Source organism: Streptomyces sp. NPDC057702, assembly GCF_042799315.1.
In the GTDB taxonomy this organism is placed as follows: domain Bacteria; phylum Actinomycetota; class Actinomycetes; order Streptomycetales; family Streptomycetaceae; genus Streptomyces.
In genome coordinates, this window is the sequence record NZ_JBHVJC010000006.1 from 214,238 (window position 1) to 227,634 (window position 13,397).

Annotated in this window: 11 protein-coding genes; 7 read left to right on the forward strand and 4 right to left on the reverse strand. The window is 74.8% G+C overall.

The annotated features are described in order from the left end of the window. The first annotated feature begins 333 nt into the window (after positions 1 to 333). The 3 genes from ACFVFR_RS06540 (at position 334) to ACFVFR_RS06550 (ending at position 4,721) form a co-directional block, all read left to right on the forward strand. On the forward strand, positions 334 to 1,686 hold the full coding sequence (locus tag ACFVFR_RS06540; protein WP_383698602.1) for an MFS transporter: 1,353 nt from the start codon (positions 334 to 336) through the stop codon (positions 1,684 to 1,686). Between the two features lie 523 nt (positions 1,687 to 2,209). Continuing rightward, on the forward strand, positions 2,210 to 3,133 hold the full coding sequence (locus ACFVFR_RS06545) for an LLM class F420-dependent oxidoreductase (RefSeq protein ID WP_383698548.1): 924 nt from the start codon (positions 2,210 to 2,212) through the stop codon (positions 3,131 to 3,133). Between the two features lie 403 nt (positions 3,134 to 3,536). Further along, entirely contained in the window at positions 3,537 to 4,721 is a 1,185-nt protein-coding gene (locus ACFVFR_RS06550) for a S1 family peptidase (protein WP_383698549.1), read from the forward strand. Here ACFVFR_RS06550 and ACFVFR_RS06555 read toward each other — a convergent pair. Both ACFVFR_RS06555 and ACFVFR_RS06560 read right to left on the reverse strand, forming a co-directional pair. Then, positions 4,673 to 5,677 carry a LysR family transcriptional regulator gene (locus tag ACFVFR_RS06555; RefSeq protein WP_383698550.1) on the reverse strand — a complete coding sequence of 335 codons (1,005 nt, stop codon included), beginning with the start codon at positions 5,675 to 5,677 and terminating at the stop codon, positions 4,673 to 4,675. The genes ACFVFR_RS06550 and ACFVFR_RS06555 overlap by 49 nt on opposite strands. A gap of 173 nt (positions 5,678 to 5,850) precedes the next feature. Further along, positions 5,851 to 7,158, reverse strand: coding sequence for a heparan-alpha-glucosaminide N-acetyltransferase domain-containing protein (locus ACFVFR_RS06560; RefSeq protein ID WP_383698551.1), 1,308 nt, complete (start codon positions 7,156 to 7,158; stop codon positions 5,851 to 5,853). 179 nt (positions 7,159 to 7,337) lie between these two features. On the opposite strand from ACFVFR_RS06560, the gene ACFVFR_RS06565 reads away from it, so the two are divergent. After that, entirely contained in the window at positions 7,338 to 7,997 is a 660-nt protein-coding gene (locus tag ACFVFR_RS06565; protein ID WP_383698552.1) for a response regulator, read from the forward strand. Then, positions 7,994 to 9,091 (forward strand): sensor histidine kinase, encoded by a 1,098-nt coding sequence (locus ACFVFR_RS06570; RefSeq protein WP_383698553.1) that lies wholly within the window; start codon positions 7,994 to 7,996, stop codon positions 9,089 to 9,091. The genes ACFVFR_RS06565 and ACFVFR_RS06570 overlap by 4 nt, the downstream gene beginning before the upstream one ends. A 180-nt stretch (positions 9,092 to 9,271) precedes the next feature. On the opposite strand, the gene ACFVFR_RS06575 is transcribed toward ACFVFR_RS06570, so the two are convergent. Beyond that, positions 9,272 to 9,481: a hypothetical protein gene (locus ACFVFR_RS06575; protein WP_383698554.1), complete on the reverse strand. Its 210-nt coding sequence runs from the start codon at positions 9,479 to 9,481 to the stop codon at positions 9,272 to 9,274. An 89-nt stretch (positions 9,482 to 9,570) separates the two neighbouring features. Further along, positions 9,571 to 11,652, reverse strand: coding sequence for a GTP-binding protein (locus ACFVFR_RS06580; protein ID WP_383698555.1), 2,082 nt, complete (start codon positions 11,650 to 11,652; stop codon positions 9,571 to 9,573). Positions 11,653 to 12,075: 423 nt separating this feature from the next. On the opposite strand from ACFVFR_RS06580, the gene ACFVFR_RS06585 reads away from it, so the two are divergent. Both ACFVFR_RS06585 and ACFVFR_RS06590 read left to right on the forward strand, forming a co-directional pair. After that, positions 12,076 to 12,888 carry a 3-hydroxybutyrate dehydrogenase gene (locus ACFVFR_RS06585; RefSeq protein WP_383698556.1) on the forward strand — a complete coding sequence of 271 codons (813 nt, stop codon included), beginning with the start codon at positions 12,076 to 12,078 and terminating at the stop codon, positions 12,886 to 12,888. Between the two features lie 155 nt (positions 12,889 to 13,043). Then, the gene (locus tag ACFVFR_RS06590) at positions 13,044 to 13,283 is read left to right on the forward strand and encodes a hypothetical protein (protein ID WP_383698557.1); all 240 of its coding nucleotides are present in this window, start codon (positions 13,044 to 13,046) and stop codon (positions 13,281 to 13,283) included. The last annotated feature ends 114 nt before the right edge of the window (positions 13,284 to 13,397 follow it).

The following is a 13,397-nucleotide window of genomic DNA, read 5'->3' on the forward strand; positions in this document are numbered from 1 at the left end:
GCCGCGGCGAACGGAGCGCCGAGCGATCCACGGGCGAAGGTACGAGGCACCGGGCGGATGTCCGGCCCGCGTGCCCCTCCTGGTAGCGTGCCCGGCATGTCCGCTGCTTCGTGTGCGGCCGGTTGTGCCGCTGTGACCAGGACGTCCCGCTAGCGGCGGGGCGTTCGACTCACACCTTCCTCGACGTCCAGCCGCTTCGTGATCCATCCGGAGCGGCACGTTCGTGCTGCTCAGAGCTTCCTCTGAGCAACGGAGCACCTGATGTTCCCAGACATCCTCCCCTCACGCGGGCACAGCCCGTCCTCGGCACGCGCATGGCTGGTGCTGTGCGCGATGTCCATGTTGCAGTTCTTCATCGCGGTTGACGTGACCGTGGTCAACATCGCCCTGCCCTCGATCGGCGACGGCTTCGACGTCGACGGGCACACGCTGACCTGGGTCGTGGTCGGCTACACGGTCACCGGTGGCGGGTTGCTGGCGCTCGGTGGCCGGTTGAGCGATCTGCTCGGGCGGCGGCGCGTACTGCTGCTCGGCACCGGCCTGTTCGGCGCCGCTTCCCTGCTGGCCGGCCTGGCCCCCACGTTCTCGCTGCTGGTGGTCGCGCGCCTGCTGCAGGGTGCGGGCGAGGCTGTCGCGCTGCCTGCCGCGATGGCCACCATCGTCCTGATGTTCCCCGAAGGCCCGCGTCGGTCGCGGGCCCTGAGCGTGTGGGCGGCGGTGGCCAGTTGCGGTCTCGTGCTCGGTTTCGTGCTGTCCGGCGTCATCACCGCGCACCTGGGGTGGCGGTGGATCTTCCTGGTCTCGGTCCCGTTCATCGTGGTCGTGCTGCTGGCGGCCAGCTTCCTGATCGAGGGGGACCGGCCCGTGGCCGGGGAGGCCCCGCCGGTGGACCTGCCCGGTGCGCTGCTGCTGACCGCCTGTCCGCTGTTGTTCACCTTCGGCGTGGTCGAGGCCGGCGAGTCCGGCACGCCCGCCTGGGTGGTCCCGGGGGCACTGGCCGGGGCGGTGGCCGCCGGGGTCGGGTTCGTGCGGGTCGAGGCCCGCTCGCCCCACCCGCTGCTGCCGCCGCGCTTCTTCGCCCACCGCACGAGGGCGGCGGCCAACCTGGTCACGATGCTGCTGAGCGGCGCGTTGTCGACCTCGTTTCTGTTGTTCACCTTCTCTCTGCAGGGCCGGTTGGGCCTCGGCCCGCTCGGCGCGGGACTGATGATGCTGCCCCTGGCGGTCTCGTTGATCGTGTTCTCCCTGCTCGTGCCCCGGCTGCTGGGCCGCTGGGGGGCCCGCGCGTGTGTGCTGGCCGGCCTCGGGTTCACCGCGACGGCGATGGCCGTGATCGCGCTGGTCTCGGCCTCGCGGGCAGGCGGGGTGGCGATGGTTTTGGCCATGCTCCTGATCTCGGCCGGGATGGGGTTCGGCCTCGTGGGGCTCCAGTACATCGCGGTCAGCGGCGTCACCGACGAGGACGCCGGGATCGCCTCGGGCGTACAGCGCGCGGCTGACCAGCTGGGCGGTGCGACCGGGGTGGCGGTCTGTGTCGGGATCGGGTTCGCTCCGAGCCTGCACTCCCTCGATCCGTTCCTGGTCGCCACGCTGCTGGCCGTCGTGGGGCTCGTGATCGGCGCGGTCCTGGTCTGGCGCATGCCCGCGCCGGCTCCCGCCCCGGAGCCGCTGGAACAGACCGGGTGACCGTCGTCCCGCCGGGGTGCGCCGCCCTGATGGTCGAGGCGACGCACCCCGACGGGGCTCGCTGGTCAGCGTCCTCCGCGTACTCCACGGCTGAGCGAAGGTCACATGCCCGTCCCGCGCTCCTTCAGCACCGCCCCGTCGGGGACCAGGCGTACCGGGGGCGAGCGGGCGCGACGCCTCGTCGAACAGGCCACTGACCAGGGCCGACCGGAGGTTGGTGGCCTCGCGTACGTCACCGTCGGCGACGGCGTCCGCTCGCGTCCGGCGTCCGCCCCGGGCCCCCTCGGGGCGCTCTCCCCACCGCCGCCGACGCGGCCGTCCGTGACGCCCGCGTGCCGGTCGAGCACGCTGGTCGAGGGCGAAGGCGGGGTGCGACGACCCCGTGCGAAGGCGGAGTACGACGGTGGAACACGGTCGTGGGACGAACGCCCGTCCTGGGGGGACGGGTTGTGTCATGTGACGCCCATGTGAACGGGTGCGGTTGGCTGGAATGTGGCGGGTGCCGTGTGGGGTTGGGGTGGACATGACTGTGGGACTCGCACTGAACGCGGCGGATGCCGCCCACCAGATCGACGCCACCGTAGAGCTCGCCCGGGAGGCCGCCGCGGCGGGGCTGCGGTCCGCGTGGTTCGGGCAGACCTTCGGGGCCGACTCGCCCCAACTCGCCGCCATCGTGGGCCGTGAGGTGCCCGAGCTCCAGGTGGGCACCTCCGCGATCCCCGTCTTCGGGCGGCACCCGCTGCCGGTCGCCAGTCAGGCCCTGACGGCCCAGGCCGCCACGCACGGCCGCTATCATCTCGGGCTCGCGCTCGGCAGCAAGCTGTTGGTCGAAGGCGGGTTCGGCCTCCCCTTCGAGCGGCCCGTGGCCCGGCTGCGCGAGTTCCTGACCGCCATCCGGCCACTGCTGGAGACCGGACAGGCCGACTTCCGTGGTGAGTTGCTGACCGCGCTCACCCCGATCCCGGCGCGGGTGAACGGCGCCGACGCCGGCGTTCCGCTGCTGGTGGCGGCGATGGGGCCGAAGGCGCTGCGGGTCAGTGGCGAGCTGGCGGACGGCATCCTGCCGTATCTGGCCGGCCCCCGCGCGCTGGAGAAGCACATCGTGCCGGCCGTCACCCAGGCGGCGCGGGAGGCCGGCCGGCCCGCGCCCCGGATCGTGGCGATCGTGCCCGGAGTGGTCACCGACGACGCCGAGGGCGTGCGCGCCAAGGCCACCGAACAGCTCGCGTTCTACGAGCAGATCCCCTCCTACGCGCGGGTGATCGAGCTCTCCGGGGCCCAGCGCGCCGTCGACGTCGCCGTGATCGGCGACGAGGCCCAGCTGGCCGCCGAGGTCCGGCGCTACCGGGACGCCGGCGCCACCGAGGTGGTCTTCTCCTCGACGGAGATCGCGGGCGACGAGAGCCGCCGGCGCACCTGGGCCGCGCTCGGCGCCCTCGCCGACTGACGCCCCACCCGCGAGCCAGCGACGCCCCGGGGCGGGCACGCGCGGAGTGCGAGCGTGCCGATCCGGGACTCTCGCGCGTCCGGCGGGTGCGCGGGCCGACATGCCGCGGGCCGTGGCGCGTCCGGGCCGGTGCGCGCTCACCGTGGCGGGGGCGGCCTGGCGGTGTGTGGAGGGAGCGCGCGGGGCGCGTACGCCGGAGGCGGCGGCCTTCGCGCGGGGCGGGGCGGGCCCATCGGGCGCGGGCGGGCGGTTATGCCGAGGTGGCATCTCCCCGCGCGCGCCCCGCGTGGTTACCGTCGCTCCAGGTACCCGGGCGTGTGACCCGGCGCCGGCTCCGACGGCCCGGCGGCACGCCGGCCCGACGAACGCGACGCGTTCCCCCCCACAGTGAAGGAGCCCGACCATGTCCCGACGCGTGTCGCCCGTGGCAGCGGTCCTGGTGGCCGCGGTCACCGGCGCGGCCACCCTCCTGGGCACCCAGCCGGCCGGCGCCGGCACCGCCGGCGGTGCGTCCCACCCGCCCCGGGCGCGGGCCGGGTCCGGGGCCGCCTCCCCCGCCGCGCTGCACGCCCTCCAGCGCGATCTGGGGCTGACCCGGGAGGCCGCCGTAGCCCGGCTGGCCGCCGAGGCGCGCGCGGGCCGCGCGGACCGGGACGTACGCCAGCGGCTCGGCCAACGCACGGGCGGCACCTGGTACGACGCCCGCACCGCGCGACTGGTCGCGGCGATCACCGACCCGGCCGACGCCGCCACGGTGCGCGCGGCCGGGGCGACACCGCGCCAGGTGGCCCACACCGAGGGCGCGTTGCGCCAGGCCGTACGCCACCTGGACGCGGCTGGCCGGCGGGCGCCGGCCGAGGTCACCGGCTGGCGCACCGACCCGGTGGGCAACGCCGTCGTGGTGTCGTACCGCTCGGCGAGCTGGCACGCGGCGCGCGCCCTCACGCGGGCGGCGGGTGTCCGCGCGGACCTGGTGCGCTACGAGCGGGTGGGGCAGGCGCCGCGCCCGCTGGTCGACGTCGTCGGTGGCAACCGCTACTGGACGTCGAAGTACGGCTGCTCGGTGGGCTTCACGGTCAACGACGGCTTCGTCAGCGCGGGGCACTGTGGCACGGTCGGCGAGACCACTACCGGGCCCGGTGGCCGTTTCGTCGGTTCCAGCTTTCCCGGCGACGACATGGCGCACATACGGGTCACGGCGGGCAACGCCCTGGTGCCGGCCGTCAACCGGTACCGGGGTGGCGAGCGGGTGCGGGTGGCCGGCTCCCAGGAGGCGCCGGTCGGCGCGTCGATCTGCCGCTCCGGGGGCACCACCGGCTGGCACTGCGGCACGATCGTCTCCTGGGACTCCTCCGTCGACTACGGCGAGCAGGGCCAGGTCACCGAACTGCTGGAGACCAACGTCTGCGCCGAGCCCGGGGACTCGGGCGGCTCCGCCCTCGCCGGCCAGCAGGCGCAGGGCGTGACCTCGGGCGGCTCGGGCGACTGCGCCCGGGGCGGCAGGACCTGGTTCCAGCCGGTGAACGAGATCCTGGAGACCTACGGGGTCACCCTGGCCACCGGCGCCGGGCCCGCACCGCTGCGCTGAGCCCGGTAGGCGGACCACCACCGGTCGTAGGGCCCGCTACAGCCGAGCCGGTCGTCGTAGGCCGCCTCCAGGTGGTGGATGATCTCCTCGACGTGCTGGTGGGCGACGCTGTGGCGGCGGTAGAACAGCCGTAGTTCCAGGTGGAGCGGATCGCCGGTCAGCTCCCGGATGACGATGTGCCCGGGGTGGTCGGTGCTGGTGCTGAACGCGGGCGCGATCGCGTGCTGGTCGGTGATCAGCTCCAGCACGGTGAACAGGCTCACCGTGCTGTGCCGTTGGTCCAGCGAGACGGCCGCCTCGTGACACACCTGCCGCAGGTAGCTGGTCCACTGCGTGTGCCCGGGCGGCTCGTCGACCCAGGGGTGGCCGGCGAGCCGCTCCAGGGGCACCGGACCGGGGCCCTGGGCGAGCGGGTGGTCGTGGGCCAGGGCGATGAAGACGGGCTCGCGGGCGTGCACCGTCACCCCGGTCACGGGCTCGGGCACCGCCAGCCGTGCTGTGGGCGGCACGTACACCAGGGCCAGGTCACACGCCCCGACCGCGAGCCCGTCCACGGCGGTCTGCGCGTCCAGGTCCTCGCGGAGCTGGATCTCGGGGCTCCAGGCGAGGCCGCGTAGCCGGCGGGCGAGCGCGACGTGCGGGTAGCCGCAGTGGCCGCCGATGGTCAGCGGGTCGCGCGGCCCGCCCCGCGCGCCCCAGGCCTGGGCCCGCTCCCGGATGCCGCTCATGCCCCGCAGGACGCTGTGCGCCTCGGCCAGCAGGTCGGCGCCGAACGGGGTGGGCACCGACCCGTTCCTGCTCCGGACGAACAGCGTGTCGCCCACGCAGCGTTCGATGCGCTGGAGCAGTTTGGACAGCGCCGGTTGGGACATGCCGAGCTGGCGTGCGGCCAGGGTCAGGCTGCCGGTATCGCTGATGGCGGTGATGGCGCGTAAGTGTCGGACTTCCAGTTCCACGCAGACCTCCCGGGCGCCCGCGGCCCGCCCGCCGCCCGTCGGCCGTCGCCGGGCGCGGGGTGGTCAGCCACTGTGCGCGAGGCGGGCCGCGCTGGGTAATCCCACATCGCCATCGCACACGCCTATGCACCCCCTTCCGGCCACCCCGACACCCGCCCCGACCACCCGGCCCGTCAGCGCCACAGGCGGGCCAGCCGGGACACGTGGTGCATCCCGTACTCCAGCGGGCCCCGGCGAAAGAGGTGGGACCAGCCGTAGGCCAGGACGCTCACGCTCGCGACGAAGGCCGCCAGCAGGCCCAGGGAGAGGTCCGCCGGGTCCTCGATGTCGATGTCGAGCAGGCCGATGCCGGCGATGTGGAATACGTACGCGCTCAGCGACATGCCGCCCACCGCGATCACCGGCGCGGCCAGGCGACGCAGCCGTGGCAGCCCGTCCACGGCCGCCAGCGCCGCGACGATCACGGTCAGGGCGACGCCGGTGTTGGCGACGAGCGAGAGGGTGGCCCCGCTGTGCGGGGCGGCCAGCAAGAGCTGGGCCGGGTTCGTCTCCTCGGGCCACTGGTCGGTGTCGGCCCACCAGCCGTGCGGCATGCCGACCCGGTCGCCGATCCACGGGGTGCGCAGGGCGAGATGGGAGGCCCCGTAGCCGAGTACGGCCAGGGCCGGGCCCACGACGGCGAGTCGGCGGCGGACCCGGGCCGCGCGCAGGTCGAGCCGGCCCACCGCCATGCCCGCGAAGACGAACGGCATCCAGGACAGCGCCGGATAGTTGCCGGTGGCCAGCAGTTGGATGACGCCCTCGCCGTCGGCCCAGCGCGCCAGCGGGTCGTGGGCCGCCAGGGCGCGCTCCAGCGGGCTGTCCCAGAGCACGTCGTCCACTACGTACAGCAGTTGCGGCCCCACCAGCGCCCAGCCGACGGCCACCAGCGCCAGCGTCCGGCTGGCCAGCCACGCGAAGGGCAGGGCGAGCAGGAAGAACAGGCCGTAGTACGCGAGGATCACCTCCACCTTGGTGCCGCCGGCCGTCAGCGCGGAGCCCAGGGCGAGCAGGATCACCGCCCGGATCGCGATCCGCAGTGCCGCCCGTCGCCGATCCCGTGGGTCGGGCCGCGACCGCCGGCCCGCCAGGATCACCAGGGTGAGCCCGGCGAGCACCGCGAACAGCGCGGAGGAGCGGCCGTGCGCCAACTCCACGAGGAATCCGGTGGGTTCGTCCAGCACCGGCAGCGGACCCAGGTGCGCCGCGTACATGCCGAAGACGGCCAGGCCCCGGGCCAGGTCCAGGCCCACCAGCCGCGCGGCGCCGGGCCCGGTGGCGTCGGGCGCCCGCGCGCCGGCGTCAGACGCCGGGGGAGCGGGCTCGGTGGCGGCCTGAGCCGTGGACCGGCCCTCGCCGGCGCTCTCGACGGGACCCGGGTCGGCGGCGCCCGCCGGCTGTGCCGCGCCGCCGGTCGGGTCGGCGCGCGTGGTGTCGGTCATCCCTCCACGGTCGGGCACCGACCCCCCGGCGACCACCGGGCGGCGCGCCGGGCTCACCCCGCCGGCCGGCTGGAGTCGCCCCCGCCAGGTGGCCGGGCCCGGACACCGGCCCCGCCTCGAACCCGCGCCGCGTGGTAGGTAATCAGACCGGGGGCGGGAACGTGGGAAAGGGGTGGGACGTGGTCCGGGTACTGGTGGTCGACGACGAGGCGCTGATCCGCAGCGGGTTCCAGCTCATTCTCGACGCGGCCGAGGACATCGAGGTGGTGGCGGCCGTGCCCGGCGGCCAGGCCGTGTGCGCGGCCCGCGCGCTGGGCCCCGACGTGGTGCTGCTCGACATCCGGATGCCCGACGTGGACGGGCTCACCGTCCTGGAGCAGCTGCGCGCCCTGCGCGACCCACCGATCGTGGCCATGCTGACCACCTTCGACACCGACGAGTACGTGGCGGCGGCGCTCCGTTCGGGAGCGGCCGGCTTCCTGCTCAAGGACACCGACCCGGAACAACTCCCGCACTTGGTCCGCAACCTGGCCGCGGAGGGCGTCGTGCTGTCCTCGCGCGTCACCCGCAGGGTCGTGGGCGGCTACCTGGACCGCGCCGTGGACGGCCCCGACGCGCGCGCGGTGGCCAGGCTCACCCGGCGCGAGCGCGCCGTGCTGGTGCTGGTCGCCGACGGCCTGTCGAACACCGACATCGGCCAACGGCTGCACCTGGGCACCGGCACCGTCAAGGACCACGTCAGCGCCATCTACACCAAGCTGGGCGTCACCGGCCGCATCCAGGCGGTACTGGTCGCCCAGCGCGGCGGGCTGCTCGACCCGAACCGGCGCGGCGCGTGACCCCACGCCGGGTGCCCGCCCCCCTGCTGGACGTCCTGCTCGTCGTGGTCGGCCTGCTCGACCTGTGGATCAACGTGGACCTCAGGGACCGCACCGGCCTGTGGTGCGCGCTGGTGGCCGCCGGCGCGCTCCTGCTGCGCCGCACCCTGCCGCTGTGCGTCTACGTCGTGACGCTGCCGGCCACCCTGGTCACCGCCGCCACGGCCGCGACCCTGGTCACCCTGGCCACCCTGGCGGCCCGCACCCGAAGCCGGGCCGTGATCGGCGGCTGCACCGCCGCGTTCGCCATCTGCTACGCGCTGCCCTGGCCGCCGGGGCAGTTCACCGAGGGCGACTACGGGATCTTCACCGCGCTCACCGCCGGCCACGGCTTCGCCTCCGCCGTCGCCGCGATCTTCCTCGGCCAGCTCGTCCAGGCCCGTCGCGCCCTCTCGGCCCGACTGGCGGAGATCATCGAGGCCCGGGAGACGGAGCGGGTGCTCACCGCGCAGACGGCGCTGGCCACCGAGCGCGCCCAACTCGCCCGCGAGATGCACGACGTCGTCTCCCACCAGGTCACTCTGATCGCGGTGCGCTCGGGCGCGCTCCAGGTCAGCACCCGGGACCCGGGGACCAGGGAGGCGGCGACCACCATCCGCCGGCTGAGCGTGCAGACCCTGGAGGAGTTGCGTCACATGGTCAGCGTCCTGCGCGCCACGGGCAGCGCCCCCACCGAACTGACCCCGCAGCCCACCCTCGCCGGGCTCGGCCGACTGGTCACCGGCAGCGGCATCGAGACCGAACTGCACCTGGAACTGCCGGACGAGGTCCCGCCGCCGGTCCAGCGGGCCGTCTACCGGACCGTGCAGGAGGCCCTGACCAACGTCCGCAAGCACGCTCCCGGCGCGCGGGCGGTGGTGCGCGTCCAGCACACCCCCGCCGCCCTGACGGCCGAGGTCACCAACACCGTCGCCACCCGTCCTGCCCTGCGCCTGCCCAGTTCGCAACACGGCCTGGACGGGCTGCGCCAGCGCGCCGCGCTGCTCGGCGGCCGACTCGACGCCGCGCCCACCGGCGAGGGCGGCTACCGGCTGCGCCTCGAACTTCCCCTGTAGACACGCCGGTCGCGTCGCCGCCCCCCGCCGGTGGGGCCGGGCGGGCAGGCGGTGAGGCCGGGCGGGCCGTGGCGTGCGGGCGGACGCGGGAGCGGGCCGCGGGGACGGGAGGGTACGACGAAGCCGGGGCACGCGGACCGCGGTCGCGGTGCGTGCCCCGGCTTCGGTTCGGGCCCGCGCTTAGGCGTCGCGCGGGGCGGTGGACGAGGAGTCGGTCCCGCTGGGGGAGGAGTGGTCGGCGCGGTCGTTGAGGTCGCCGAGCGCTTCGGACTGGCTGAGCGCCCTGCCCCAGTCGACGCCGGGCAGGTCGCTGTGGACCAGCGGAGCGCCCACGGCCGTGACGGCACCGGCGAACACGGACGCCACGGTGAACAGGTCGAGCATCTTCATGCCCGACACAACGGCCGAGCGCGCGACGAGGTCACGCCCCCATAGCACCCGAAAGGACCGGTTTACGCGTACGACATGTCCCCGTATATCTATCGTGTCTCACTCGCACCACCCGCCTCACCCACCCCTGGCGCCGGGGGCCCACCGGGCACCTGGCGTACGACGCGCAGCAGGTACTCCTTGCGGTGGAGCGGATCGTGGCCGGTACGCGGACGCGTCGGGGGCGCGCCGCGCACCGGCCGGTAGCCGGCGAACGCGGACTCCAGAACGCCCTCGCCACGCGTCAACCCGGCCAGCCGCCGCCCCAGCGCGTGCACCGAGGCGGCCGGGATCTCGCCCTCCAGCGTGCCGTCCGCGCCGTCCACCACCACCGGGCGCGGGGTGGCCCCCAGCCGGGCCAGCACGGGCAGCACCCGGCTGACCGCGTCCAGCGGAACCTCCAGGCGGAAGTGGTGCAGCGGCTCGTGCACCCGCGTGCCCGCCCGTCGCAACGCCTGGGCCAGCACCAGCGGCGTCAGCTTGCGGAAGTCGCCCGCCGTACTGGACATGCTCTTGTCGAAGACCCCGTGGGAGTGGCTCTGCCGCGCCGCGTACCCGGAATGCGTCAACGTCACCACGCAGTCACTGACCTCCCAGCCCCACAACCCCTGCCCCAGGGTTTCCCGCGCCGTCTCCTCCACCGCCCGTACGAAGGCGTACGGCATGGAGCCGAGTTCCACCCCGAGCCGGAACTCCACTCCCGACCCGGCCGGCCCCGGCGCGACGCGCAGCCCCACGGTGCCCAGGAACGGATTGGGCTCCTGGTGCAGGAACTCCACCGCCGCGCCGCTGCCGGTCAACCGCTCCACGTGCAGGGTGGTGGTGGCGCGAAAGGCGACCTCGATGCCGTAGTCGTCCGCGAGCGTGGCCTGGATGACCTCCTTCTGCACCTCGCCGTAGAGCGAGAGGAACAGCTCCCGTTCCCGGCCCTGCCGGAGGTTGATCAGCGGGTCCTGTTCGGCGAGTTGGGTCAGCGCCACCCGCAGGGCCGGCCCGTCGGCGCCGTGGCGCGCCGTGATCACCGTCTCCAGCGTGGGCGGCGCGAAGTGCCGTGGCCGCACGGCGGGCCCGGGGCCGCTCGCGCCGGGGTCCGGCTCCCGGGCGGTGGTGGGCGCGGCGCCGACGGCGTCACCGACCCGGACGCCGGCCAGGCCCCACACCACGCCGATCTGGCCCGCGCCGACCGCCGCGCGCCGTGGCGCCGCTCCCCGCTCGAAGACGCCGACCGAGGTGACCCTGCCCTCCTGGCCGGCGCCGAACCGCAGCCGGTCACGGGCGCGCACGGTGCCCGACCACAGCCGCACGTACGCGACCTTCTCGCCGGCCGGACCCCGCGCGACCTTGAAGACACTGCCGCGTACGGGACCGTCGGCCGCTCCGCGCGCGGCCGGCAGCAGCTCCCGCAGCCCGTCGGCCAGCGCCGCCACCCCCGCGCCGGTCGCCGCCGAGCCGAAGTACACCGGATGCACCAGCCCCCGACCGGTCTGCGCGGCGAGCTCCGCCCGCAGCCGGCGGTAGGTCAGCGCCGCCGGGTCGCGGACGTACGCCGCCAACAGCGCCTCGTCCCGCTCGGTGAGCGTGTCCAGGAGCGCTGTGCGGAAGGCGGCGTCCCCGCCCCCGTACGCCACGCTGGTCGCCTCCCGGGTCCCCAGGCCGCGTACCCGCCCCAGGGCCAGGACGGCGGGGGTGAGCCGGGCGGACAGCTCGCGCAGCAGCTCCCGTTCGCGCGCCCCGCTCCGGTCGATCTTGTTGACGAAGACCAGTGTGGGAACGCCCAGCCGCCGCAGGGCACGCATCAACACCCGGGTCTGCGCCTGTACGCCCTCGACGGCGGAGACGACGAGCACCGCCCCGTCGAGCACGCTCAGCACGCGCTCGACCTCGGCGATGAAGTCCGGGTGCCCCGGGGTGTCGATCACGTTGACGGTCAGGTCGCCGACGCCGAAGGAGGCGACCGCCGAGGCGATCGTGATGCCGCGCTGGCGCTCCAGCGGGAGGGAGTCCGTCTGGGTGGTGCCCTCGTCCACCCGTCCGATGTCGGCGATGGCGCCGGCGGTGTGCAGGAGACGTTCGGTCAGGCTGGTCTTACCGGCGTCGATGTGCGCGAGAATTCCCAGGTTCAACGTGTGCACGGTGCGTCATGTCCTTGGAAGAAACGGTCGTTTTCCTCGGGTGGGACAGGAACGCTGTGCGCATGAACGTCTCCTCGTGTGCCCCGTGCGGGCGAGCTGGTCGAAAGCGACAGACGTGCCGATCGGATGCCGATCCGGCCGTCGCCCAGAAGTCCAACAGAGCCCGCCGCGCGAGGGCAACCGAGTTACGGCCCGGGCGGCGCGCACCCAGGGCGGCGGCCCGCGCCCCGTCCCTCGACCCCGGCGCCGCCCGTACGGCGCGCGCCCTCGGGCGCGCGGCCGGGCGTCCCGCGCGGCTGACGCCGAGGGCGGCCTGACTTCCGGCCGCGCCCGGCCCCCGACCAGGCCCGACCCCCGCGCGAGCGAGGGGCCGGGCGCGCGAACGCCCACCACTCGCGCCCGGCGCCGCCTACGCTGGCGGGCATGCCCCTGCCATCCGAACCTCCCACGCCCCCGGCGGCCGTCGATCTCGACCTGCGGGGACGCACCGCGCTGGTCACCGGCGCGGCCAGCGGCATCGGCCGCGCCTGCGCCCTGCGCCTGGCCGCGGCCGGCGCGCGGGTACGCGCCGTGGACCGGGACGCCGAGGGGCTGACGGCGCTGCTGGCCAGCGCGACCGAGGCCGGGACCCCGGCGGGGCAGGTCCAGCCCCACCCGCTCGACCTCACCGACCTCGACGCCGCCGAGCGGGCGGCCCACGGCGTCGACGTCCTGGTCAACAACGCCGGCCTGCAACTCGTGCGCCCCCTCCACGAGTTCCCACCCGAGGTCTTCGACACGATGCTCACCGTCATGCTGAGCGCCCCCTTCCGCCTGGTCCGGGGCGCCCTGCCGCACATGTACGCCCAGGGCTGGGGCCGGGTCGTCAACATCTCCTCCGCCCACGGCCTGCGGGCCTCCGCCTACAAGTCGGCCTACGTGGCGGCCAAGCACGGCCTGGAGGGACTGTCCAAGGTCACCGCCCTCGAAGGCGCGCCGCACGGCGTCACCTCCAACTGCGTCAACCCCGGCTACGTGCGCACTCCCCTGGTGGAGGCCCAGATAGCCGACCAGGCCGCCGCGCACGGCATCTCGGCCGAGCGCGTGGTCGCCGAGGTGCTGCTCACCCGCTCCGCGATCAAACGGCTGCTGGAGCCCGCCGAGGTCGCCGAGGCCGTGGCCTACCTGTGCACCCCGCAGGCGTCGTTCCTCACCGGCACCTCGCTGCCCCTGGACGGTGGCTGGGCCGCCGGATGACCCCGCGCCGGCCGGCCGCGCGAGGGGCACGGGGTCGGGCGGGCGCGTATTGGTCCGCCTGGGGGGCGCGCTTGGGGCGCGCGCGCGTGTCGGGTCGTACGGGACCTGGCGGGCGCGCACCGTGTTGGTCATCAGCCACCACGAAAGGAACGCGCATGCGCTCTGTCATCCGCCCGGTCCTGGTCACTCTCGCCATCGCCGGCCTGTCGCTGGCGGGTGCCGCCTCGGCGCAGGCCAACGGTCAGGCGAACCAGGTGCACAACGACAACGACAACGTCCACGTGAACGTGTGGAACAAGATCTGGAACACCGAGGTCGAGACCGAGATCGACGACAGCTTCAACAACAACGCGATCAACAGCTTCAACGGCTCCATCATCTTCGGGGACCAGTGACGGCGCGTGCCGTGCGGGCCGGGTAGTCCGGCCCCGCACGGCTCGGCGCGCGCGAAGCGGGCCCCGGGGGGTATCCCCGGGGGCCGATGGTGACGCCCCGGAACGGAGGTGGGT